Consider the following 23,758-nt stretch of genomic DNA (forward strand, 5'->3'; position numbering starts at 1 on the left):
TCTATCTAAATAAATTGTACTGCTCCTACGATGCTCTCTATCAATCAAAAAGTACTACCTGCCGTATTGCATCCCCCTCTGCCAAACGTTCAAAGCCTTCATTGATATCTTCTAAGCCGATCCGGTGGGTGATTAATTTATCAATCTGTAAGCGATTGGTCCGGTATAAATCCAAATAGTTGGGAATGTCGCGTTGCGCTACACAGCTTCCTAAATAGGAGCCTTTCAGGCTTTTCTCCATACCGACCATTAAAGTTGGCGATATGCTTAATCTGGCATCAGGATGGGGCAAAGCAGCCGTAACTGTCGTACCGCCTCTCCGGGTGGCCTGAAAAGCAAAATCCAGCGCGGGAATTACCCCGGCAAATTCCACGGATATGTCCACTCCACCCTGGGTTAACTCTCTGAGTTTTTCCAGTGCATCAGGAAGAGATGAGTCAATTACGTGATGAGCACCCAGTTCCAAAGCTTTCTGCCTTTTAGCAGAATTGATATCTGCTCCAATGATCTGACGAGCTCCGGCTGCCTGTGCCCCCATAATTGCGGAAAGCCCCACTCCTCCCAGTCCAACCACTAACACCGAATCGCCCATCTTCACCTGTGCTGTATTCACCACCGCTCCGACCCCGGTCATCACCGCACAACCAAACAAGGCAGCAATATCAAAGGGTATATCTTTTTCAATTTTGACCAATGAATTTACCGAGGCCACCACATATTCAGCAAAACCCGATACTCCCAAATGATGATAATAATATTCTTTATCTTTTTTGATGCGTTTGTGACCTCCCAGCAACACCCCTTCTCCATTTGCCTTGGCCCCCGGATCACAAAGCGCAGCTTTGCCGGTGGCACAGTTCAGACAATGCCCGCAGGAAGGCAAGAAAGAAAATACAACATGATCCCCAACCCTTAAACGATCTACTCCTGCTCCCAATTCTACCACTTCTCCACTGGCCTCATGCCCTAACACCATAGGTAAAGGGCGTGGACGGTTTCCGTCAATCACCGAAAGATCGGAATGACACAGTCCTGCTGCCCGAACTTTGATGAGTACTTCATTAAAAGCCGGTGGTTCCAGTTCCACCTCTTCTATTGATAAAGGCTGAGTAGTATGATAGGGCCTATCTATTTCCATTTGGTGAAGAACTGCTGCTTTCGTTTTCATGCTACTTATTTCTTAAAGTGACTAAATTTATTTTGAGCTACGGCTTCATCGGTTCTTTCTCTGGCGGAGTGCTTCAGTATATCTTTTCCGTATATCAAAAATGTTAGCAAAGTACCTCCTACGAAGGCCCAGGCAGCGCCTTTGATAACCAGGATTCCGGCGATGATTCCCGCAATGCCCAAATCCTTCTGATTTCCGGCTTCTAAAATACCGATACGCACACTCACATATCCCTGAATCAGCAAGGTCAGCGCCAGGGCAATGCCAAGAATGGGTTTGACCAGACTAACTACAGGTAGCAATAGCAAGCCTGTATTGGTACCCCAACGAAAGGAACCAGCCCCTCCGAAGATAGAGTTCATCGCCTCCTTCCCCTGCTTGAATCGCTCCACAATTACTACGTGCATGGCTGCCCACAGGGGACCACACATCACCACATCAGGACCGAAAATGCTCATAAATAGATTTCTGCCACCAAATATCTGATGAGCACGATTCGGGTCATAATCAATACGCTCATCGGTCCGTAGTTGATCTGCTTCTTCAAGTATCGCCTGGCTTTGCAGTACATCACCAAAAAGTACGATGTATGCTGCCAAAACGGTAGGCATAGCCGCCAGGAAGAATGAAAAAGAGGGGAATCCAAGTCCGAAAACTGTGTAATTGCTAAATAAGGTAGAAAAATCAGGATTGGTAATGCCCCATTCCAGATCCGGCCAGGGCGTTTCGTTCAGTAATGGTCCAACGATAACGGCCAGCATGATGATCGGAAAAATGCCCAGTTTGCCAATAACTTTCCATACACTTCCCTTTCTCATCAGCTGCCGGAAGTGATCGGAAAAAATCAAATAAAAAGCTATTCCTACGCAGCTTGTTATAGAAACCGGAAACTGATCAAAACGCCCACCTACTTCCATGACCGAAGTCACTGCCGCAATACCTGCTCCCAGAATGATACCGGACTTAATTGCCGCTGGTATGGCCATGACTACTTTGGCAGCCAGTTTGGTAACACCCAGAAAAATAGACAAGACACCCAGCATCATCTGAAAGGCAATCAGGGCATGTACCCGTTCAACGCCTTCGGGATAAGATTCTACGTAAATGATCAACAATGGAATTGCTGGTGTGATCCAACCCGGTACCACCGGGTCACCCAACAAGTGATGTAACAAGTATAACAGCCCATTTAAAATCACGACAGCAATAGCAACCTCAAAGGGCATACCGAGCAACTCCATCATCAGGGGAATGGCCGCCATATCCACTGCGCACATGAGCAGGCCCTGCAAATAGTCGGGCAACTCAAACCGATAATGCACAAAAGGTAACCTTAGTTTGAAATGTCCCAATGGAATATAGGGAGATTCATGATTGAGTGTACGCGTTTGCCATTTTCTCATTCAAAGAGGTGGTTTATTTTCCTGGAGATCGTCATCAAGGATAACTTACATAAATTAATCTTTTTAAACGACTTGGCACCCTTACTTCCCTTCCTGCTGACTTTCATTTTTTTAAGTTTTATGACCACTATTTTTCCACACTGAATGCATAAATGGAACTGGTTTGATATACCTCACCTGGGGCCAAAATAATGGAGGGAAAATGGTCATGATTTGGTGAATCGGGATAATGCTGGGTTTCCAGACAAAATGCCTCTCTATACTGATAAGGCTTTCCCAATTTTCCTGTATCGCTTCCGTCCAGAAAATTGCCTCCGTAAAAAAGCAATACCGGTTCTTCAGTATATACCGTCATTTTTCTACCACTTTCCGGTTCAAGTATAGAGCCGGCAAAACTCATTTCACCAGGGTAGTCCTTATTCAGTACCCAGTTATGATCATACCCTCCGCCATTTTTCAGATGTTGATTTTCAGCCTGCTTTGGTAGGTCTTGACCAACTTTTTTGGGTTTTCTGAAGTCAAGCACTGTTCCTTCAACCTGAGCAATTTCTCCGGTCGGGATCAGCGTTGAATCTACTACAATAAAACGATCGGCATTGATTTCCAGCATGTGATCGTTGATGGTACCGCTACCTTCTCCGCCCAGGTTGAAAAAGGCATGGTTGGTCAGCATCACCGGGGTTTTCTGATCCGTAACGGCTTCGTACGAAATCAAAAGTTCATTTGCCGGACTCAGGTGGTAGGTCACTTCTACGTTCAGATTACCCGGGTAGCCCATCTCTCCATCTTCCGATAGATAACTCATCACAATGGAGGTATCGTTAGCTGCTTTTACCTCCCAAACTACATTGTGGAAACCACCTTCACCACCGTGCAACTGGTTAGTTTCGTTATTGATGGGCAAGGTATACTCTGTACCGTCCAGCGTAAACTTTCCATCAGCAATTCTATTGGCTACCCGGCCGATAGTTGCTCCGTGAAAAGGTTCATTGGCATTCAGGTAATGATCTATACTTTCAAAGCCCAGCACCACATCCGCATAATCACCCTGCCGGTCAGGAATTCGCAGACTTACTATCCGAGCGCCAAAGTTGGTTACACTCATTTCTGTATTCCCATTCTTCAGGGAAAAGAGGTTCGTTTCCTTACCTTTGACTGTCTGCTGGAAGTCTTCCGCTTTCAATGCTGATTCTTTTTTTTGTTCCGAGCTAGAATGACACCCCTGAGCCAGTAGGAACAAACAGAGAAGGCAGATACAACAACTATATTTCATGAAAATTCTTTTAGATTTTTGATATTTGGTCTTAGTGGTTTTGTAAAATTACTTGGTACTGGTATTCACCTGCTCGGTGAGAATGTCTATTTCCATCTGGTTCCACTTGTAATAAGTGCTATGGTTGTTGCCTGCATCCGACCAGATCAAAACCATCTTTTTACCATCCTCGCTAATCCACTTGGGACTGAGCTTGTAACCATACGTTCGGTTGTCTTCACTATCCGGATAAAAGTAGTCGGAGTAATAGAATTGATTCCAGGGACCCCAGGGATTTTCAGCGTACCAGAAACCGATGCTGGCGGGATACTTACAGTCGGAACACCATCCATCCCAGAATTTTTTCCCCGGATCGCTAACGCCATAGCTTACCATCAGGTATAGGTCCAGTCCTTTGTTGTAAACCACGCTCGGAAACCAGGATGCCCACATCCACTCCTGACCTTCTTTAGCCGCCGGGTATTTTAAATTTACTCCTCTTTGCTTCATGTCGCCGGTCCATTCTGCCTCTTTATCATTCCAGCTTTTAAAGTATTCGTATTTCGATTTATCAAGAATATGATCTTTATGAACCCGAATCATACTTAAGTTTCGGGGTTCATGTTGCTCAGGGGAATACATGTACACATAGTCGTCTTTGGCCGCCTGGTTGTTCTGACCGTTCTGGCAGAAAGCAATCCAGTTAAAAGCGTAAGCATCCCGGTCAATGTGATGGCGAGGGTCCTCTTTATAGAAAAAGAATGCACTTGAGTCTGTGTCCCAATACCGGGCCTGGGTTTCCAGTTGACCATTCCAGCGGTAAAAGTATTTTCCCAAATCCTTGGTATATAGCAAACGGTTGGCGACGGGCCGACGGTACCAGGTATCCGATTCACTCTTCCAGAGCCAGACGTAGATGGTGCTGTCAACCGAAACTGTCCCGTAAGCGTAGAAGGGCGATATTCCCTGGTTGAGCGGATAACCGGGCATTTTCCTGACATCCTCTTTTTCAAAATTCTGATCGCCGGAGATTTGAAGAAACATCGCCCCTTCCATATCGGGGTTACCCTTCAGTTTCTCTTCGGTACCCCACCAGCCATTGCCGTCATCCAGCATGGTGTAGACATTACCATCGGCCGCCCAGGTCTGGCACCAGTTGTCACCGAAGTTTCCCTTTCGTACTAGGGTGGTAGTATCAAAGGACACACCCACCGGTATTTCCTGAGCCAAGGTAGGCAGCATGAAGCCTGTCATAAGCAATATACCGAGTGCATATCCTAAACACCGCCAATACTCACGGTTATTGAAGACAAAAACATACTTGCAAATAAAATTTAGTAGTGCTTTCATAAACTAAGTGGCTGTGCTACAAATTATCGTTAGGGGTAGCTGACATTTCAAAAATCAGTTCCCCACCTTGCATGATTTCTTCATAAGAAATTTTGTAGTCGGTAAGTGGCTGTCCGTTTAACTTTACTGACTGAACGTAAATATTATCTTTCCCATAATTTTCGGCTTTGATCGTGAAAGTATTCTCACCCACCTGGATGCTTGCTTCTTCGTAAGATGGTCGGCCAATATCAAACATTCCGGAAACCGGATTTACCGGATAAAACCCCAGCGAGCTTAGAATAAACCAACCACTCATTTGTCCGAAATCATTGTTGCCGCTGTATCCATTAGGGGTAGTATCGTACATGGTGTTCAGAATTTGATCTACCAGCGCCTGCGTTTTATGGGGCTTTCCCACATAGTTGTACAGATAGGGTATATGTTGGCTGGGTTCGTTACCGTGGGCGTACTGTCCGATGAGTCCACTGACGTCCTTCGTATTTCCTGTTCCAATGATAGTGGGTTCCATAACGAGCAGACTGTCCAGCCGATCTTCAAATTCCTCTTTTCCTCCCATGAGTTGGATGAGTCCCTGAACATCGTGTTGCACATGCCAGGTATACTGCCAGGCATTGGCCTCAGTATAATCACCATTAGAAGTTCCGGCATGTTCCAGATTGAGCGGATGGAAGGGTTCTCTCCAATTACCATCGGTGGTTCTGGCCCGCATCAGTTTGTATCCCGGATCAAAGAGGTTTTTGTAAAAATTTGAGCGATGCATAAAGAAGTCATACTCCTCCTGCTTACCTAATTTTTGAGCAAGCTGGGCCGCGGCCCAATCGTCAAAATTAGCTTCCAGCGTCCTGGATACCGATTCGGACATGACTCTATCGGAAGGCAGATATCCATACCCATCGTACAATGCCCATTTATATTTGGGCCAGTGATATTGGGTAAGGGTACTTTTGATAGCTTCAAAAGCTCGCTCACCATCCGTATATAAGCCCTTCATATAAGCATCTACCACCACTGGTACCGCGTGGTTACCGATCATCTGATGCCTGTCTCTTCCCCACAGTACCCAGGTAGGCAAGTAATCCTTTTCATCGTAATGACGAAGAATAGATTTAGTAAATGACTCTATTTTTTCAGGTATCAAAATGGTGTAGAGCGGGTAGGATGCCCGGTAAATATCCCAGAACGCAAATGTAGAATAAAATTCACCCGACTCCATCGTATGAATTTCATCATCAGCTCCCCGGTATTGCCCATCTACGTCGGCGATGTTGTTGGGGTGAATAAACTGATGATATAAATTGGTATAGAAAAGCTTTTTCTGTGCTTCCGAACCGTCAATTATTATACTGGAAAGGATGGAATTCCACTGCTGCTCCGCTTCTTTTTTTACTGTATCAAACGTTTTGCCTTCCGCTTCGGCGGCTAGATTTTGTAAAGCCCCATCCACACTGACGGAGGAAATACCCACTTTCAGCTCAACTTTCTCACCTTTTTCCATTCCGTGGTAATCCAGCACCAGCTCTCTTTTCTTTTTATCCACAAAAGCTTTTTCCCGGTAGGGTTTAGATAGCTCAATCGCAAAGAATACTTTACGGTCAAGCATTTCATAATTATTCCTTAGATAACCACGTACACTACTGCTGTCTATATGCGTAAATGCTGCTTCCACCACTGGCTCCCGTTGTCTACTGTTGTTATACAGTATCTCATCAATATTGATCAACACATGGTAGTCACCCTCTTCCAGAAAGGTATATCGGTGAAACCCAACCCGGTCCGTAGTGCTTAGTTCAACTTTAATGTCATCTTCTTGCAGTGTGGCGGTATAGTAACCCGGCGAAGCTTTCTCAGAAGCTTTGGAAAAAGGAACAAACTCATTGGTCAGCGCTTCTTCATTTTTGAAGGGAAGGATTAATACTTCTCCCAGGAGCGGATTACCTCCACCGCTGGTGTGCGTATGCGCAAATCCTCGTAAGGTACTGTCAGCGTACTGGTACCCGGAGTGGTAGTCCCAGGTAAAGTTCCCCGTATTGGGACCCAGTTGCACCAAGGCCATCGGACAGGTAGCTCCCGGAAAAATATGCCCGGTACCACTGGTACCCACAAAAGGATTTACATATTGCGTGAAATCCATCTTTTTCTGAGATGATTTCGCTGGTTTTTGGCTATGGGCATTGAGCGATAAGAACGTCAACAGAATAAGCGATAAAATATTAAACCATTTCTTCTTCATACATTTATTATTCATATGCCACCAATGCATTTTACGCAACTATTATTTATTCATTAAAATCAAACCATAATATTAATGGAGGATTCCGATCTCCTTCGTGAAAATTTACCTGTCCAAGCTGAGAAGAGGGCCCCAGCTTTTCGGGTGTTTTGAACTTGGTGCCTATGGCCGGTATTTCATAGAGAAAAGACAGGTCACCCTCCGGAAAGGGCGGCACTACTCCACCTCGTTTATACTTAGGTTCGGCTGGTGTAAGTAGTCTGAAATATAAGCCGGGAGTTTCTGTCAGTATTCTGAATGGCTGTTCAGATGTCTGCAATTCAGCCCAGTAAAAAGCTCCGTGATAGCCCTTAAACTCCGGATAGATCAGCGAATCAAAGCTCTGCCCGGTAATGGTGTTGTTATAATCTTTTTGCCATACACCCATTTCGGCTCCTTTCGTCCGGTTTTTCCACACCCGGTAAGGCCCCTGCCCCATCCAACGAACACTCTCCACTTTCTCTTCGGGGTAATTAAACGAGATGCCTACATTGCTCAGACTATCCAGCTTTACTTGGAGGGGGCTCATTTCCAGACGTAACAGTCCAGACCGGCTTAGTTTCCACTGTATCTTTTGAGGATAGCTTTCATTGTTAACTTCCAGGATAAAATTTCCCTCAGCATTCTTCTCCCACGCAACCGTACTACCTTCCTGCCTGACACCTACTAGCATAGGACCACCACTCAGAGATATACTTTCCCCCGCCTTAGTTACTTTTTGAAGAAATCCACTGCTCCTGTCAAACTGAACACTAAGATCACCTACTTCGGCAAGGATATAATTGTCATTTTCAGTGAAATCAACTTCTGCACTTACCGATGCATTCTCTGAAGGAAGTAGTTTATCGGCTATTTCTCTAGGTTGTTTAATTGGCCAGGTCCAGGTATAGATTTCCTTTCCGAAAGGATCTGTAGCGGTTAAGGAAAATAGATCAGCTTCCGCAAAGTTATCGGGCACATCCATCTGTAAAACTCCGCTTAGACCAGGTTCAATATCCGGTGCATTAATCTGGCCCGAGTCCAGCTCCTGCGTTTCTGAGAATCCATTTACTGAACTTGTCTTCCACGAAAAAGAACACTGATTCAGGTTGGTATACAGATAGTCATTTTCCACCAGTACTCGACCATTAAAATCAGAATGAACTACCAGAGGTTTAATCTGTACCGGCGACCATAGTGCTTTGATGGTGTGATAGCTTCCTTCTTTCTCTCTGTATGGTCCTAAAATCCCATCGGGGGCATTGTCTCCGTCACCATCCATTCTTCCACCCTGATCGGTTCTTACCACGGCCTCATCCGAAAAGACCCACAGAAACCCACCGGCTGCTGAAGGGTTTTGCATGTAATTTTTCCAGAAATCTTCCAGCCCGGCTCCGTGTCCTCCGTCGTATAGTCCGTGCAGAAATTCGGTAGGCATAAAGATATCATCACCGTAGGCCAGCCGGTTAATACCATACTGATAGTCCGGATAATGTCGGGTGTCTACTCCGTTACGTAACAACCACGGATAGATGACCGGCCGTTTCTGTATATCATACTCATGAAACCATTTCTCGTTGGCAAAATCCCAACCGCCTTCATTCCCATGATCCCAAATCACTACGCTGGGATGGTTTTCATCTCTCAGTACCAGTTCCCTGATGAGTTTTGGGCCAACAATCGTATCGTAAGCATCCTGCCAACCTGTGAGTTCATCCAGAACAAACAGTCCAAGGGAATCACATAATTCCAGAAAGCGTTCGTCGGGAGGGTAGTGAGACATACGCACAGCATTCATATTCATCTCTTTCATCAAAGAAATATCCATCAGATGGTTTTTCTCGCTGAGCGCCCTTCCGGTTTCTGGCCAGAATGAATGTCGGTTTACACCCTTAAATACAACTTTGGTGTCGTTGATGTATATACCGTCTTTTTCTCTGAGCTCTACAGTTCTAAAGCCAAATCGCTCTTCCTTTTCATAAATGGTTTCTCCATTCTGTAGCAGTTCAACCTGAGCAGTGTAGAGTGAGGGTGACTCCGGATTCCACGAATTAATATCATTAAAACTTCCGGATATGGTCAGGCTGGTATCTCCTTCGGAGAAAGTAGCTTCCAGTGGTTCTCCTACCGGATTTCCATCGGAAGAACGAATGGTTATGCTGACCGAGCTTTGATCAACTGGCTCATTGAGCTGTATTAATGACCTGAATTCCCCCTGATAATCGGCATCAATTGCTGCGCGTGTGATATGCTGAGCGGGAAGCACTTCCAGGAAGACCGGACGAAAGATACCTCCGAATATCCAGAAATCAGCCTGCCTTTCGGCTTTATTCACCGACGCATTGGCTGAATGTTTGGCTACATCCACTTCCAGTAAATTCTCCTCTCCATAATTGAGAAGTGAGCTAATATCATATTTGAAACGATAAAAAGACCCTTGGTGCATAGCTCCGGCAGACTTTCCGTTGATGGATACTTTGGTATCAGTCATAGCACCATCAAAAACAATATGGATTACCTTTCCCTCCCATTCCTCGGGTACATCAAACTGATGCCGATACAGACCATGTTCCTTTCCCACAGCCACATCATCCTTCAGGTAGTCGCGACCATAGTTATAATTACCAAATCCCTGTAACTCCCAATTGGAAGGAACGGGAATAGTATTCCACTTTCCGCTATTTTGACCATCGGTTACTTTGAACTCCCAGTCTACCGTTCGCTCTGCATCCCGACCTGAAAGGTAAACTCTCTGGTATTGATGATTACTTTGCGCGAAAATGAATAACGGAAACAGAAAAGCTGATATAAAAAAAAGTAGTTTTTTATTCACAATAGATAGGATACACCTCATGAAATCATGTTTAATAACAGTACCGCTTTGCGCTGGCTTAAATAATATCAATAAGCTACTTTCCATGCATAAAGCAATGAATAAAGCAGCTTATTGATCATTGAAATTAATTACTCTCCTGAACCCGGATTTTCCAGGGCCGGATTTGCATCTTGTTCAATTAAAGGTATGGGCATTCTGATGTTATCCAGTGTAACTGTAATGGGAACACCCGGCGATGCATCATTCAGACGACCCGGATCCTCTACTACACCCTCAGGTACAGGGGGCTGTTCATAAAGCGCATTAGATTCTACTCGCTCTTTGAATATATCAAAGAAACGATGAGCGTCTGTCATGCCATTCGCTTCAAAATGCGTTTCCCAGCGAAGCTCATTAAAGATCGCCTCTTCCATCTCTTCAAAAGTTGAGGGTGCAGGATTCAGGTCTCCCAGTTTGGAACGGTTTCGCACCTGGTTAAGCAGGTCAATAGACTCCTGGGTGGGCGCACCCGCCTGTCTGAACAGGGCTTCGGACAGATTGAGCAATACCTCAGCATAACGAATGATAATCACATTGTTATTCGCTCCGGTATTATCGTGGTTGGGATCAATCCATTTCTGAAAGGCAGGACCATCATGCTGGTAATTATCTGCCCAGGGACGCTCATGATCAAACATAACGGTACCTTTGTCTTCTGTTTCTAACGTATCAAAGAAAGAAACCTGTAACCTTTCGTCTTCATTTTCAAAGGAAAGGTAAAAAGGCACTTCCGCTACCATATGTCCCCAGCCTGAGCCGAAAGGAGTGTCCTGTGGATTAGGATTAGAGTAAAAAGCCAGTCTACAGCAGGGGTTTACATCTCTCCAGAACTGAAAAATGACTTCGTTGGAATACTTTCTATCGTTGACGGTTTGCAAGCCGAACAGATTTTCAAAATCAGGCTCAAGGGTATACACTTTACCTCCGTCAGCAGCATTAACCACTTGTCGCAGCCAGTTGACAGCATTGTCAATATCATCAGCTTGGGAAACTTCAGCGGGGTCCATCGCTCTTTGCAAATATACATTACCTAAAAGGGCTCTCACTGCTCCCCTGGTTATCCTACCCAAATCATTAGATGGGAATTCGTGAGGCAAGATGGGTTCGGCCTCTGTTAAATCCTGAATGACAGCATCATAAATATCGCTAATAGGAACAAGCGCATTGGCGGCATCTTCCAAGCTCTGTAAGCGATTTAAGATAAGAGGCACTTCGCCAAAAATAATCATCAGGTCATAGTACACATAGGCTCTCAGTGCTTTTGCTTCGGCATTGATTCTGCTAAATACTTCACTATCCGGATTACTGCTGTCAACATTAGCTGTAGCTTCAATGACTACGTTGGCTTGCCGGATCGTCTGATAGGCGCGTTGCCAGGTATCTGATAAGCTTGTATTGGTATTATTAACAACATACTCATCTAGCTGTGAACGATAGTTACCTGGCCCAGCCCAACGCGTATTGGCAAATTCGGTAGCATAGCATATATCCATGTAATAATAACTTCCATAGAGATCACCGGCAAGATTATAGGCCTGATTGACCAGTGCTTCTGCGTCGTCTGCAGTCTGAGGAAAATTTTCAGAGGTATAGGTATCCAGTGCTTCCTCTTGCAAGAAGTCATCACAGCTGACGCAAATAGTCAGTATACAAAAACAAACAAGTAAGTTAATATATGTAGTTTTCATGATTTTCACTTTTAAAAAGTAACGTTAAGACCGATTTGAAAGGATTTTGCCAGAGGATAGGTACTTTGATCAACTCCTATATTTACCGTATTCTGGCCTACCGCATTGACATCCGGATTGAACCCGGGATAATTTGTGATGGTAAACAAATTGGTAGCAGAAGTGTAAATCCGTACACGCTGTAGATTTATTCTTTCCAACAGCGTAGATGGCAACTCATAAGCCAGCACTATATTTCTCAATCTAAAGAAACTGCCATCAAAAATAATTCTATCATCATACTGTCTACTTAAGCCGTCTGAGTTACGGTTGAATTTAGGGTATTCAGCATTAGTATTTTGCGGAGTCCAACGGTTATCAAAGCGTTCCTGTAGTATGCTTGTTGCCCCAATTCCGGAACTGTATAAGCCTACGGCATTGGCCCACAAGATATCATTGCCTTGTACACCCTGGAAAAAAACATCAAGGCTAAAAGCTTTGTATCGCAAGTTTGAGTTTACACCATAAATGAAATCAGGGTTTGGATTTCCTACCACTGTTCTGTCGTCAGCGTTAATTTGATTGTCCCCGTTAACATCCACATATCGGTATTCCCCTGCCTCTTTCAATGTAATACTACCCTCTGTAACATGTGCGTCGGCTTCTTCCTGAGTGGCATATACCCCATCTGTTTTGAAGCCAAAAAACATACCGATAGGGCGGCCTTCTTCAATTAAACTTCCCGGCACATTATTGCCATCTACCGGATCACCAAAAGTTCTGTCTGATAGGATTTCTAACACTTCATTTCTGTTTCTGGAGAAATTCATATTAATGTTCCACTGAAGATCTGCATTTTCTACTGCCAGTATATCTAATGCTAATTCTATTCCTCTGTTTTCAATTTGACCGGCATTGAAGACCGGGGCGCTGAATCCGGTACTTGGTGCTATATTTACTTCCAGTAAGAGATCTGAAGTGGTACGTCGGTAATAATCAAAGGTAAAATTCAGTCTGGCATCCAGAAAACCCGCATCCAAACCAATGTTATATTGCTTGCTTTGCTCCCACTGAAGATTCGGATTGGCAAAGCTGACAGCATCTACGGTATTGGCAACAACACCGCCAAATATAGTACCGTCAGTAGGAACGTAACGTTCGGCTGTTCTTAGTACACCGATTTCCTGATTTCCTGTCACACCATAGCTACCTCTTATCTTTAGTTGGTTAAGTACATCTATGTCACTGAGAAAAGCCTCTTCATGCATTTTCCATCCTAATCCTATTGATGGAAATACTCCCCAGCGATTGTTTTCTCCAAACCTTGAAGAACCATCATAACGTACTGTAGCATTAACCAGATATTTATCCTGATACGCATAGAATGCTCTACCTACCCATGAGGCTAACTGCCATCTATAACGGCTATTGACCACTTCAGGCCCACCAGGCTGCTGGCCTGAACCTATAGCGTCTGCTCCAAGTACGTCACTCGTGAATCCTCGGTTTACGATGCTCGCCGTATTTCGTTCAAAAGTCTGTGCTTCAAAAACTCCAGTGATGGTCAGTCTGTTGCCTGCGGAAAGTTCAGGCTCGTAAGTCAGTGTGTTCGTGCTTACCAGTTGGGTACTATTGACAAAAGCTTGCTGACCGTATCCAGGATTGCTGGTTCCCCCAAATCTTGGTCCGGTGATTCTTTCGTAATAAGATTTCCTTTGACGCTTGTCAACATCTATTCCTAAAGTTGATTTGAATGTAAGGGAGCTTGCAATCTCATATTCTGCAAACAGACTACCCAGCAGCCTATCAGTAACCAGATTATCACTAGCGCCATCCAGCAGGGACTGTAAACTAACTGAATTCAAATTGTCGATGACTGTTTCGTGCAAATAATTACCATTCTGATCAAATTGCGGCTGAATTGGAGAAGTATTGGAGATCAAAGCCAAAGTACTGGTTCTGTTTCCTCCGATGATAATATCAGAATCTGTTCGGCTCACACTAAAGTTTGAGCCTACTCTAATTCTGTTAAAGCCTTTCTCCAGATTGAATCGTAGCGAATTTCTTTCAAAACCACTGTTTTTGATAATTCCGTTTTGTTTGAAGTTATTGGCTGAGATATAATAGTTCAGATCGTTATCAGTAGCTCCTGAAACTGATAGCTGAATATTTCGGATAGAAGCTTCCGTGGGTGTTCTGAAAGCCAAGTCCTGGGGATCAGTAGCATTTCTTACCAATTCATCAACCCTTTCATCTGTTAGAGGAAAAGGCTGATCGGCATTGGCAAACCCTTCTCGTAAGCCTGTCACAAAATCTTCTGGTGACACAAAATCAAGCCTGTTTGTTGGAGATTGTACCCCTACATAGGTATCAAGGTTAATGGAGGGCTTACCAACCTTACCTTTTTTGGTGGTAATCAGTACCACACCATTAGCTCCCCGAGCACCATATATTGAAGTAGCAGAAGCATCCTTAAGCACCTGAATATCCGCGATGTCATTAGGGTTCAAAGTAGATAAAGCATTTTGGCTATTATTTACCGCTCCCTCTCCTCTACTGCCCAGGTTTCCGGGAATAGCAGCATTATTGTCACTTATAATTGGAACTCCATCAATGACATACAGCGGTTCTGTGTTACCAGTAATAGAATTTGCTCCCCTTATTTTGAAAGATATACCACCCCCGGGTGCCCCATTTGATTGGGTTACCTGCACCCCAGGTACTCTTCCTGACAGAGATTGTTCAAAACTGTTAACTGGCATAGACTCTATCTCCTCAGAAGAAATACCGACCGAGGCGCCGGTAAGGTCTCCTTTTCTCTGCGTTCCGTACCCTACCACGACCACCTCACTTAGGCTCTGTATATCTTCTGGCAATATGACGTCAATAGTTGATCTGCCATTTACCGGAACCTCCTGGCTAATATAGCCTATAGAAGAAAATACGAGTACATCATCTTCATTAGGTACATTAAGGGTATAGTTACCATCTACATCGGTAACTGTACCAATGTTACTTCCTTTTACTAATACATTCACGCCCGGCAGGGCAGTACCCTCTGATCCACTTGTTACTTTTCCAGTCACGATAAGGGCTACCTTGACAATCTCAACACCCTTTTCTTTTTCCTCACTCTTTTCCTTATTCTTGACATTGATCACATTGTTAATTTGTCGAAATGACAATTCTGTTTTGGATGAAACGTCTATCAACAAATCATAAACAGACTGCTGAAGATTGTTAATTCTTATCCGTTCAGACAGATCAATCTCATTTTTGTAATAGGAGAAACTAAAGTCAGTTTCAGACTCTACGTAGTCGAGTATTTCTTGTACTGAATAATTGTTTGTCTTTAAGGTTACATAAACTTCTCGCACAGATTTGACTTCCTGAGCGGATATCTCTGAGGCAAGCAACATTCCAGTCAATAGCGTCTGCATAAACACACCTATCAATGCGTACTTTGAAGCCATCATTAGTTGTTGTAGTAGCTTTTTTTTCATTACATTTGAATAGTTTAAATGAACAATTAGACTGCTGATAACCTTAATTCAGTCCCCACTGAAGGTTATCAGGTTTTGCATGACCGGTGATACGCCAATATCACCGGTTTTTTTATGTGATTACATTTATTATTTTATCATTGGCATCAGTTTTGAAACTTGAGTTCAACATATTTATCTTTTATTGAATAGTTAAGATCTTTTCCATAGCACATGCTCTCCAGCACATTCTCAAGGCTTTCATTTTTAAACTTACCGGTAAATTTCCATTCCTCAGCAGGTATACCCTGAACACTAATCTCTACACTGTACCATCTCTCACAGGCAGTGATTACTTCATTTAAATCTGCATCATCAAAATATAGCACACCATCTTTCCAGCCTGCCCATTGCTCTGACAGACCTGTAAACTTCCTTAAGCCCTTATTATTTTTGATGGTGCTGATACCCCAACCCGGCTCCAAAAACTCTATTGACCCATTTTCTATTATTTTCTCAACTTTGACCCGCCCTTCAGTTAAAAATATAGACGCTAAAGAATCAACGGTATAGTATTTTACATTAAATTCTGTTCCTAATGCAGTAGTTTGCAAATACCCTGAGGTCACCACAAATGGACGTATGGTATCTTTAGCTACATCAAAATATGCTTCACCTTCAAGTTCTATATTTCTGATAGTATCATTAAAGAAATAACGGATCTTACTTTCCGAATTCAGCCATACGATTGTACCATCATTAAGTATGATTTTTGATTTTTGTCCCGCTGGATTCTCTTTCACTATCCAGGCAATCTCTTCCTCACCTGCAACAGTTGGGGTATTTCCTGGTAAGAAAAAGAAGGAAAGACCCCCTACAATCAATATGACAGCAGCTATTCCTGCCTTAAGCCATGGTGTATATTCCCTATGTTGCTGGTAATTTTTATCATCATCAACTGGAGATTGATCTCGTTTTACGAGCATTTTTTCATATACCCTATCAGCATTAGAAAACTGATCGCGAATATTTGTCTGATGCCAAACCTGTCTTAAACTTTCATATACAGCCTGATTTTCATCAGATGCTTCTAGCCACTCTTGCAACTGGACGCGTTCCTTTTGAGTGGCTTCTCCAGCCAGTACTCTACCTATAAGAGGATATATGTCTGTGTTATTCATCATTTGCTTTTCAGCAATACTTTTTTAAGCCTTCATAGATAAAGACACCAAAACAGAATAACACCCTATATAGAAATGAAAAAAAATGTTTTTTTTCTATATCAGAAAAATAAAAGCGTGATTAACCAAAGTAATGCTGAGCCAATTGTGGCCTTTAAAGGAAATGCCGGAGGATCTTTTTGAAGAAGTTCCAAGTCCTGGCGAATCTTTTTTAATGCATGGCCTACATGCATTTCTACAGTTTTCTCAGATATATCAAGTAACTGAGCTACCTCTTTATACTTCAAACCTTCTTCCTTTACTAGCTTATACACCATTCTGCATTTCTCAGGTAGATTTTCAACAGACTGACTGATAGCTTTTAACATATCGTCACCAAATAGAATATCTTCTGGCGTACGGGATTCTATAATGATTTGATGCTCCAGGTCATGCACAAATAGAGGAAGAGTCTTTGTATTACGCTGGGCATTAAGGGACTGTCTTTTGACTGCAACAAAAAGGTAAGCTTGTATATTACTGATATCTTTTAGCTGCTTACGCTGATTCCAAACCTTAAGGAACACATCACTGATCACTTCCTCGGCTAAAGCTTGATTTTTGGTGTAATATAAAGCCAACTCAAATAAATGGGCATAATACCGATCAAAGAATAATCGGAAAGACCTTTCACAATCTAAGTTTGATATTTTCTTAACTAAACTAGCTATCTCATTTCGTCCACTCATATCCGTAGGTAAGGCTATTGTAATAATTACAAACTGAAAACTAACTGAATAAATTTAAAACTCCATAAAATACATTATAGTTTTTAGCTTATTTATATGAACAAATCAAATTATTGGTTGATTTATTTAAGATTCTAATAATATTACATATTTCTATTCTAGGGTGAGTTCTATGAGGGTTTGCCAACGTCAAAATTAGGTTTAACATTTAAACGGTATAATAATCGTTTTATGTCAATAGTATGGCAGTGCGATGGATATCTGCTATTTTATAGTTTCCCACTGATATTGGGAAATAGTAAGTTTTCAAAACGATGCTTTAATAAAGTTGTTCTGAATAATCAGCAGTATAAGGTCCGAGAGCTTGTTACCTATGCGAGGGTCCTTAACCTAAAGCGTATTTTACAACAAAAGCCTCCATTTCGTATGATTTTGGGGGCTTTTTCCTTTTTTTAAGCTATCAAATAGAACCAAAGAAACACAAATCACTCGGTGACCTTTTTTGGTTTTTTCATCCTGTAAATTGTACTCCTTTAATACGTTTTGGTATATATCAAAACAGAGCAAATTTAAGCAATTTGATCATCTGATCATGAGGCTGTGTTCTTTGGAATAAGCTTATTTCATTCCATCGCCTATGAAAGCTTAATAAAAACCACCTTTTTTTATTCTCAATTTTTGACTCTCAAATAGAGTATGCTCTGGGGCATCAACTGAAGAACCCTACTCTTTTGAAGACTAAAAGGAATAAAAGTTAAAAGAGGAATTTATACAGTTTATCAAGACAATATCTTAGAACTTTAGGCTTACGAGTATTCAATCAGCTCGAGATGATCCACAGAATGCATACCTCCTTTAACATAAAATGTAATTACATTAAGTATTTTTTGTTATAAATAATAACTTGATCACCTGAAAAGATAAAATTTCAAATCAATAATGAATTACAGCAAGCCGGATCAAGGTAACCCGGCTTGTCAGATAATAATGCATCAATATGCTGTTACATTCGGATTTAAGGAGGTAAAAATGCCATCAGGATTTTCTTTCATTGTCCACAAATGTAATTGCCATTGTGCCAAATCCTGATTGAAATGCCATTCATCCTGACTTCCTGTAAAACCTTCTGGTGGTGTTCCTGGGTTTTCCACATCTTCAACTGTAATGGCATATTCAACCCCTAGAAACTCCATATTACCGTTCTCGTCAGGAGCATAGAGAAGAATCTCAGGCTTTTCCAGCTCAAACTTTGAGTCAACTCTTTCAAGTAATATAAAATGATGTCCCATTTGAGGGACAAATCCTGAAGCATCAAAAAAACCTTCTGAAAGCGCCAGCGCATGATCAGTATACTGATTGGTGGCTTCTTTGATTTGATCTACCTCTATCTCCCAAGCTTCTTTGGTAGGACTTGCTTCTTCATCCTCTTGACAACTACTCATGAATAGGACAAGGATTAAACTAAATGCTATGAACTGAAATCTTTTTTTATAGTAATGCATAGTATTAATATTTTATGATAATTGAGTGTTTGATTAGCGTTGAAATTCAATGTCAAATTGCGCTGAAAGATCAATGACTACTTGGAAGTAGAGAAAACACTCCGCTCCCATCTGACAGGCGCTACTTTTATACAAGGCACCCATGAATACATGCCTATTCCTCAGAGTCAGATTGATCTTAGCAGAGACTTGATGGAACAAAACGATGGGTACTAAGCTTCAGTAAGTGTATCTAACGCGAAGCTTGTTTAGAGCGGTACAATAAATTTGTACCGCTTTTTTATTTTTAAAATAGCCTAACATGGTTAGGCTCTGTTGCAAAAACTAGAGTTGTAATAAAATAGCTTTCAGACATCTGCTTGGCTAAAAAGGATAGGTAACAAATTGCCACTCAATCAGACAGATTCCTCCCTGTAGTCTCACTTTGCGATCTGTTCCATGGGGATGAAATCCATACCATAGCTTGAATTGCCCCTTCCAAAACATCCGCATTACTTCAAAGCCTTTGATCATAGCATACGCGGTCTTCATGGATTTAAAACCTAGAGTTGGTTTGATTAACCGTTTGAGTTTACGATAATCCGCCTCTATTACATTATTCAAGTATTTGCGCTTCCGATGGATGAGCTCCTCGGCACACATAACCTCATCTATCATTTTCCGAATAGCTACCCCGTAGGTGGGATTCTGATCTGTATAGATTTTGGTGGGTTGCTGCCAAGGTTTAAGCCCCTAGAAGGTCTTTTGTAAAAATCGCTGGGATACTTTGGCATTGCGAGTATACGAGAGGTAGAAATCAATCGTTTTTCCCTGGCTATCTACAGCCCGATACAGGTATTTTCATACTCCTTTGAATTTAATGTACGTTTCGTCCACCCTCCAAGAGTGGGTACAAAAGCCTTTCTTGTACAGCAATGAACGCATTTGAGTTGGACAGTTATTTCGCACATAACTAGCGAACAAGCATTCATTGCTCTTCATTTGTTATCATACATTCTTTACCACCACCAAAAATACACTGCCTTACTTTTTCACTACCAATCCTAATAATTATTTCATTCACAAAAAATAATCGTTTCTAAGTCCTGAAAAAGGTTGATTCACTTAAAATGACGTTTCAGGTATCTTCTTTTCCACTTCGTTCAATATGAGCTTTTGTAAGCCTCTATCCTACTCTAATTTTGAAGTGTTAAGCAAATATTTGGAAGTACATACCCCGGCAGATGCAAGGGCTGTCTTTTAATGAAGCTTAAAAAAAGTATAAATCCAAACAAACATTTATCAACCAATACCATGAGAACATTCATCAGACTTGAGATTTTCCTTATCACACTTATGCTCATTTCGTTTTTCTCCTGCCAGGAGGAAGACAATGAGGCAGTATCATCTGGCTCCAAGCACAAGCAATTGGACAAAACCCAGATAGGAGACGGCAATATGTCACTATGGCTGCAGTCCGACAAGCAGGGCAAACCAGAGAAGCTCAGCATCGTTTTCAGCAAAAAAGCTTTTGACAACCTCCCCCATTCGGAAGACCATATGGCCAATGAGTTTGTGCTGAAGCTTGACAAAGCCACCCTCAACCTGCCTTACGATCATGTGGCGGTCAACTGGAATCCACACGGACATCCGCCTGCCAATATCTATGACAGACCTCACTTCGACTTTCATTACTACACCATCAGCGAGCAGGAAAGACATATGATCGCTCCGGGTGATGCTAAATTGAATATACTACCAGGCACAGAGTATCTGCCGGAGGGTTATTTCCCCACGGATGCCGTACCGATGATGGGTATGCACTGGGTAGACCCTACTTCGCCGGAACTGGGAGGTGCTACTTTCACCCATACCTTTATCTATGGCTCGTATAACGGCGGCATTGCCTTTCTGGAACCCATGATCACCCTGGAATACATTCAATCCAAACCCAATCAGAAGTTCAGTATTAAGCAGCCTGCTGCTTTTGAAAAGGAAGGCTACTACCCTACAGAATACGGCATCTTCTACGATGCTCAGAAAGATGAGTATAACATCACGGTAGAAAATTTTATCTACAGAGAAGCAAACTAATTATTGGAAGCCGGGATAAATCCCGGCTTCCTTTGCTCAACTCAAAGTAAATTTAAGACCCTCCACTTTAGTTCTTTTTAGCTGTAAACTTAGAGAAAACTCAAACTTTGAAATATGAACTTTAAAGACATACTTTATTCAGTAACATGTTTAGCATTTACTATAGTCATTGGAGCAGCAGTGTATGAGCATCTTGCGGTTGTTCCCCAATGGAGTGCTGCTCCGCCGAAATCACTATCCATGTTTCAAGGTGAATATGGATTGAAGGCGGTGAAATTTTGGGGACCAATTCATCCTGTTGCAATTGTGTTGTTCATCGCATCCATGATTGTTTCATGGAGAACTCCTAGAAAAATTTACATTCTTATTAGCATGATCGGATACCTGCTAGTTATCATTATTACATTTTCACACTTTGTCCCAGAATTGTTGGCCATCACAATGACTCCATTCTCGGGCGAGGTGAATGTAGATTTAACACAGAGATCGCAGCAATGGGAAATTTTGAGCCTTGTTAGGTTGCTGTTTTTAATGATACTAAGTATCATCCTTTTTTTAGGATTAACAAAAGGAGCATCACTGACTAATAAAGCCAGCAGCTAACAATGCACTGGCACATTACCTGATTTAGAGCGATTCAGAGACTAACAGGTGATTGAATGACTCTACTATTTCATTGGCTTTACAAATACTCATCTTGCATTCGCGTCAGTGCGAAGCAGTTCACCAAAAAAAACGATCAAAAATGAAAACCAAAACATTCGTATTACTCACCGGACTGGCAGCCCTTGCATGGGCACATACAAGATGTGTTGACGCACCCCAAAACGACAATGTAGACACAGCCATTCCCGTCGCGACCCCGTCTCCCTCAGACAGTACGTCACTAATTGCCAGAGGGGAATATCTGGTCACGATCATGGGCTGCGACGACTGCCATTCGCCCAAAAAAATGGGGCCTCATGGACCAGAAATCATTCCTGAGCTCAGGCTTTCCGGTTACCCCGCAGAGCGGCCTGTTGCTGAAGTAGATGCCAACGCCCTCAGGCAGGGAGGCGCATTCATGAACAGCGACCTCACTTCCGCTACCGGACCCTGGGGCACTTCCTTCGCAGGAAATATCAGCAGCGATGCTACTGGTATCGGCCAGTGGACAGAAGCGCAGTTTAAAAAAGCACTCACCCAGGGGAAATACAAAGGACTGGACGGAGGAAGAATACTTTTACCGCCTATGCCCTGGCCTAATTATTCCAGGCTGACGGATGAGGATATTCGGGCCATTTATCTCTTTCTGCAATCCACCAGGCCTGTGAAAAATGTAGTACCTGCTCCACGACCACCGGCTTCCATGGCTACCAGATGAATTTTCCAAGAAAACTATTAGGGAAAGGATACCTGTAGGATTGTACATACCAGAGGCTCATATTCAGAAAGACTTGGTGTGCACACACTTTCAGAAAGGAGTATCTTTTTTTATTTTTCCCAAAAACAAACTCAAACTCTTTACAAAATTAGTCTTTTCTGATTCAATGCTAAGCGTACAAATTGCAAAAAGAATTTACGGTTGATTAATCACTTGTAAACTATGGTGTGGATCATTGCCTTTTTGTTATTTTTATAGTCACAACCCGCTTAAACAGCGCAAAAATATGGGCATCTTCCAACACCTCAGAGGAGTAGATTTATCGGGCATGCGGATGTCGGGACATTCACATCTCAGAGCTTCAGAGGTAAAGATAAATGATAAGCAGATCCGAAAAGTGGTGGTTGTAGTATTCCTGTTATTTTTGATCATTTTACCTATCTCTATCGGGCAAGTGATAGACCGTAGCATGATGCTGCAGGTGCTCCTGCGGATAGGATCGTTTGTGTTGCTCCTGGAAGGGAACAGAAGGATTGTACTGGAAAGTCTCTACCGCTATTCCTTCACCTTTATCAAGCTTAAGCGTTTTCTTTACTTTTTGCCCCTGGGCATACTGTTCAACTCCCTGCTGATGCTGCTGACTTTAGCCCTGGATAACTATATCAGTACAGGGACTTTTGCGCCTACTGTTTCCACTGGTTTTCAGATCTACTTCAACCATCAACCTGTACAAATGAATATCGTAAGCTCGGCAGTCATCAAATCAACATTCATCTTTACCTTCTTCTGGTACGTGTACGAAACGGTCTACAATTACTTTGTCTATCAAAAAACCAAGCAGCAGCAGAATGCTATGGACAAGGAGCGTTTGCAATCACAGCTTGACAGCTTAAAGCAGCAGATCAATCCGCATTTTCTGTTCAACAGCTTAAACTCGCTTTCTTCCCTGATTGCCACCAATCCGGATAAAGCAGAAGAGTTTGTAGAGGAAATGAGCCGGGTGTACCGTTACCTGCTTCAGAGCAACGACAGCGAACTAACCAGTCTGAGCAAGGAACTTGCATTCATCAACTCCTACATATTATTACTTCAGACCCGCTTCGGAGAAGGGATACAAACCCATATTGACATTGATGAACAATTGCTTAATCGCCAGATTCCTCCCATGACTTTGCAGCTTTTGGTTGAGAACGCCGTCAAGCATAACATTACTGATCGGGATAAGCCTTTGACACTGGAGATTTACAACAAGGGAGAAAAGCTTGTCATCTCCAACAACATACAGGCCAAAACCAAGCTGATGCCTTCTACCGGTATTGGCTTAAAAAATATCAGGGAGAAATACCGGCTGCTGAACCAGCCCGAAGTGGAAATCATCCAAACGGATACCTTATTTACTGTCATCATTCCTTTGATATAGAATACTTATCGCCTTTGAAAACACATAATAACCCATATCGCAT

At 42.6% G+C, this 23,758-nt stretch carries 16 protein-coding genes and 1 pseudogene; 5 read left to right on the top strand and 12 right to left on the bottom strand.

The features are described from left to right. Positions 1 to 40: 40 nt before the first annotated feature. The 11 genes from WJR50_RS29930 to WJR50_RS29980 form a co-directional block, all read right to left on the bottom strand. On the bottom strand, positions 41 to 1,168 hold the full coding sequence (locus tag WJR50_RS29930; protein WP_341297011.1) for a zinc-dependent alcohol dehydrogenase family protein: 1,128 nt from the start codon (positions 1,166 to 1,168) through the stop codon (positions 41 to 43). A 5-nt stretch (positions 1,169 to 1,173) separates the two neighbouring features. Next, positions 1,174 to 2,571 (bottom strand): hypothetical protein, encoded by a 1,398-nt coding sequence (locus WJR50_RS29935; protein WP_341297012.1) that lies wholly within the window; start codon positions 2,569 to 2,571, stop codon positions 1,174 to 1,176. A gap of 127 nt (positions 2,572 to 2,698) precedes the next feature. Next, positions 2,699 to 3,754, bottom strand: a complete 1,056-nt coding sequence (locus WJR50_RS29940; protein WP_341297013.1) for an aldose epimerase family protein — start codon at positions 3,752 to 3,754, stop codon at positions 2,699 to 2,701. 138 nt (positions 3,755 to 3,892) lie between these two features. Then, positions 3,893 to 5,173, bottom strand: a complete 1,281-nt coding sequence (locus tag WJR50_RS29945; RefSeq protein ID WP_341297014.1) for a glycoside hydrolase family 183 protein — start codon at positions 5,171 to 5,173, stop codon at positions 3,893 to 3,895. Positions 5,174 to 5,189: 16 nt separating this feature from the next. Beyond that, positions 5,190 to 7,406 carry a GH92 family glycosyl hydrolase gene (locus tag WJR50_RS29950; RefSeq protein ID WP_341297015.1) on the bottom strand — a complete coding sequence of 739 codons (2,217 nt, stop codon included), beginning with the start codon at positions 7,404 to 7,406 and terminating at the stop codon, positions 5,190 to 5,192. A gap of 46 nt (positions 7,407 to 7,452) precedes the next feature. Continuing rightward, positions 7,453 to 10,278 (bottom strand): glycoside hydrolase family 2 protein, encoded by a 2,826-nt coding sequence (locus tag WJR50_RS29955; RefSeq protein WP_341297016.1) that lies wholly within the window; start codon positions 10,276 to 10,278, stop codon positions 7,453 to 7,455. Between the two features lie 110 nt (positions 10,279 to 10,388). Then, positions 10,389 to 11,987: a RagB/SusD family nutrient uptake outer membrane protein gene (locus WJR50_RS29960; RefSeq protein WP_341297017.1), complete on the bottom strand. Its 1,599-nt coding sequence runs from the start codon at positions 11,985 to 11,987 to the stop codon at positions 10,389 to 10,391. A gap of 11 nt (positions 11,988 to 11,998) precedes the next feature. Next, positions 11,999 to 15,469: a SusC/RagA family TonB-linked outer membrane protein gene (locus tag WJR50_RS29965; protein WP_341297018.1), complete on the bottom strand. Its 3,471-nt coding sequence runs from the start codon at positions 15,467 to 15,469 to the stop codon at positions 11,999 to 12,001. A 146-nt stretch (positions 15,470 to 15,615) separates the two neighbouring features. After that, positions 15,616 to 16,632 carry a FecR family protein gene (locus WJR50_RS29970; RefSeq protein ID WP_341297019.1) on the bottom strand — a complete coding sequence of 339 codons (1,017 nt, stop codon included), beginning with the start codon at positions 16,630 to 16,632 and terminating at the stop codon, positions 15,616 to 15,618. Positions 16,633 to 16,730: 98 nt separating this feature from the next. Beyond that, positions 16,731 to 17,357, bottom strand: a complete 627-nt coding sequence (locus tag WJR50_RS29975; RefSeq protein ID WP_341297020.1) for an RNA polymerase sigma factor — start codon at positions 17,355 to 17,357, stop codon at positions 16,731 to 16,733. A 992-nt stretch (positions 17,358 to 18,349) separates the two neighbouring features. Then, positions 18,350 to 18,799, bottom strand: coding sequence for a hypothetical protein (locus WJR50_RS29980; RefSeq protein ID WP_341297021.1), 450 nt, complete (start codon positions 18,797 to 18,799; stop codon positions 18,350 to 18,352). Between the two features lie 141 nt (positions 18,800 to 18,940). Here WJR50_RS29980 and WJR50_RS29985 point away from each other — a divergent pair, with 141 nt between their 5' ends. Then, positions 18,941 to 19,075, top strand: coding sequence for a hypothetical protein (locus WJR50_RS29985; RefSeq protein ID WP_341297022.1), 135 nt, complete (start codon positions 18,941 to 18,943; stop codon positions 19,073 to 19,075). Between the two features lie 255 nt (positions 19,076 to 19,330). On the opposite strand, the pseudogene WJR50_RS29990 reads toward WJR50_RS29985, so the two are convergent. Further along, positions 19,331 to 19,744: pseudogene (locus WJR50_RS29990) on the bottom strand (IS6 family transposase); the annotation flags it as partial. Positions 19,745 to 20,152: 408 nt separating this feature from the next. Here WJR50_RS29990 and WJR50_RS29995 point away from each other — a divergent pair. From WJR50_RS29995 to WJR50_RS30010, 4 genes are all read left to right on the top strand, one after another. Beyond that, on the top strand, positions 20,153 to 20,932 hold the full coding sequence (locus WJR50_RS29995; protein WP_341297023.1) for a DUF5602 domain-containing protein: 780 nt from the start codon (positions 20,153 to 20,155) through the stop codon (positions 20,930 to 20,932). A 114-nt stretch (positions 20,933 to 21,046) separates the two neighbouring features. Next, entirely contained in the window at positions 21,047 to 21,535 is a 489-nt protein-coding gene (locus WJR50_RS30000) for a hypothetical protein (protein WP_341297024.1), read from the top strand. Positions 21,536 to 21,677: 142 nt separating this feature from the next. Continuing rightward, positions 21,678 to 22,295, top strand: a complete 618-nt coding sequence (locus WJR50_RS30005) for a c-type cytochrome (protein WP_341297025.1) — start codon at positions 21,678 to 21,680, stop codon at positions 22,293 to 22,295. A 286-nt stretch (positions 22,296 to 22,581) separates the two neighbouring features. Beyond that, complete coding sequence (locus WJR50_RS30010) at positions 22,582 to 23,715, top strand: sensor histidine kinase (RefSeq protein ID WP_341297026.1); 1,134 nt, start codon at positions 22,582 to 22,584, stop codon at positions 23,713 to 23,715. Positions 23,716 to 23,758: the final 43 nt, after the last annotated feature.

Source organism: Catalinimonas locisalis, from assembly GCF_038039535.1.
In the GTDB taxonomy this organism is placed as follows: domain Bacteria; phylum Bacteroidota; class Bacteroidia; order Cytophagales; family Cyclobacteriaceae; genus Catalinimonas.

Coding starts and splice junctions, on each gene's coding strand:
- WJR50_RS30010 (WP_341297026.1), top strand. CDS start 22,582: ATGGGCATCTTCCAACACCTCAGAGGAGTAGATTTATCGGGCATGCGG.
- WJR50_RS30000 (WP_341297024.1), top strand. CDS start 21,047: ATGAACTTTAAAGACATACTTTATTCAGTAACATGTTTAGCATTTACT.
- WJR50_RS29955 (WP_341297016.1), bottom strand. CDS start 10,278: ATGAGGTGTATCCTATCTATTGTGAATAAAAAACTACTTTTTTTTATA.
- WJR50_RS29980 (WP_341297021.1), bottom strand. CDS start 18,799: ATGAGTAGTTGTCAAGAGGATGAAGAAGCAAGTCCTACCAAAGAAGCT.
- WJR50_RS29935 (WP_341297012.1), bottom strand. CDS start 2,571: ATGAGAAAATGGCAAACGCGTACACTCAATCATGAATCTCCCTATATT.
- WJR50_RS29995 (WP_341297023.1), top strand. CDS start 20,153: ATGAGAACATTCATCAGACTTGAGATTTTCCTTATCACACTTATGCTC.
- WJR50_RS29945 (WP_341297014.1), bottom strand. CDS start 5,173: ATGAAAGCACTACTAAATTTTATTTGCAAGTATGTTTTTGTCTTCAAT.
- WJR50_RS29930 (WP_341297011.1), bottom strand. CDS start 1,168: ATGAAAACGAAAGCAGCAGTTCTTCACCAAATGGAAATAGATAGGCCC.
- WJR50_RS29965 (WP_341297018.1), bottom strand. CDS start 15,469: ATGAAAAAAAAGCTACTACAACAACTAATGATGGCTTCAAAGTACGCA.
- WJR50_RS29960 (WP_341297017.1), bottom strand. CDS start 11,987: ATGAAAACTACATATATTAACTTACTTGTTTGTTTTTGTATACTGACT.
- WJR50_RS29975 (WP_341297020.1), bottom strand. CDS start 17,357: ATGAGTGGACGAAATGAGATAGCTAGTTTAGTTAAGAAAATATCAAAC.
- WJR50_RS30005 (WP_341297025.1), top strand. CDS start 21,678: ATGAAAACCAAAACATTCGTATTACTCACCGGACTGGCAGCCCTTGCA.
- WJR50_RS29950 (WP_341297015.1), bottom strand. CDS start 7,406: ATGAAGAAGAAATGGTTTAATATTTTATCGCTTATTCTGTTGACGTTC.
- WJR50_RS29970 (WP_341297019.1), bottom strand. CDS start 16,632: ATGATGAATAACACAGACATATATCCTCTTATAGGTAGAGTACTGGCT.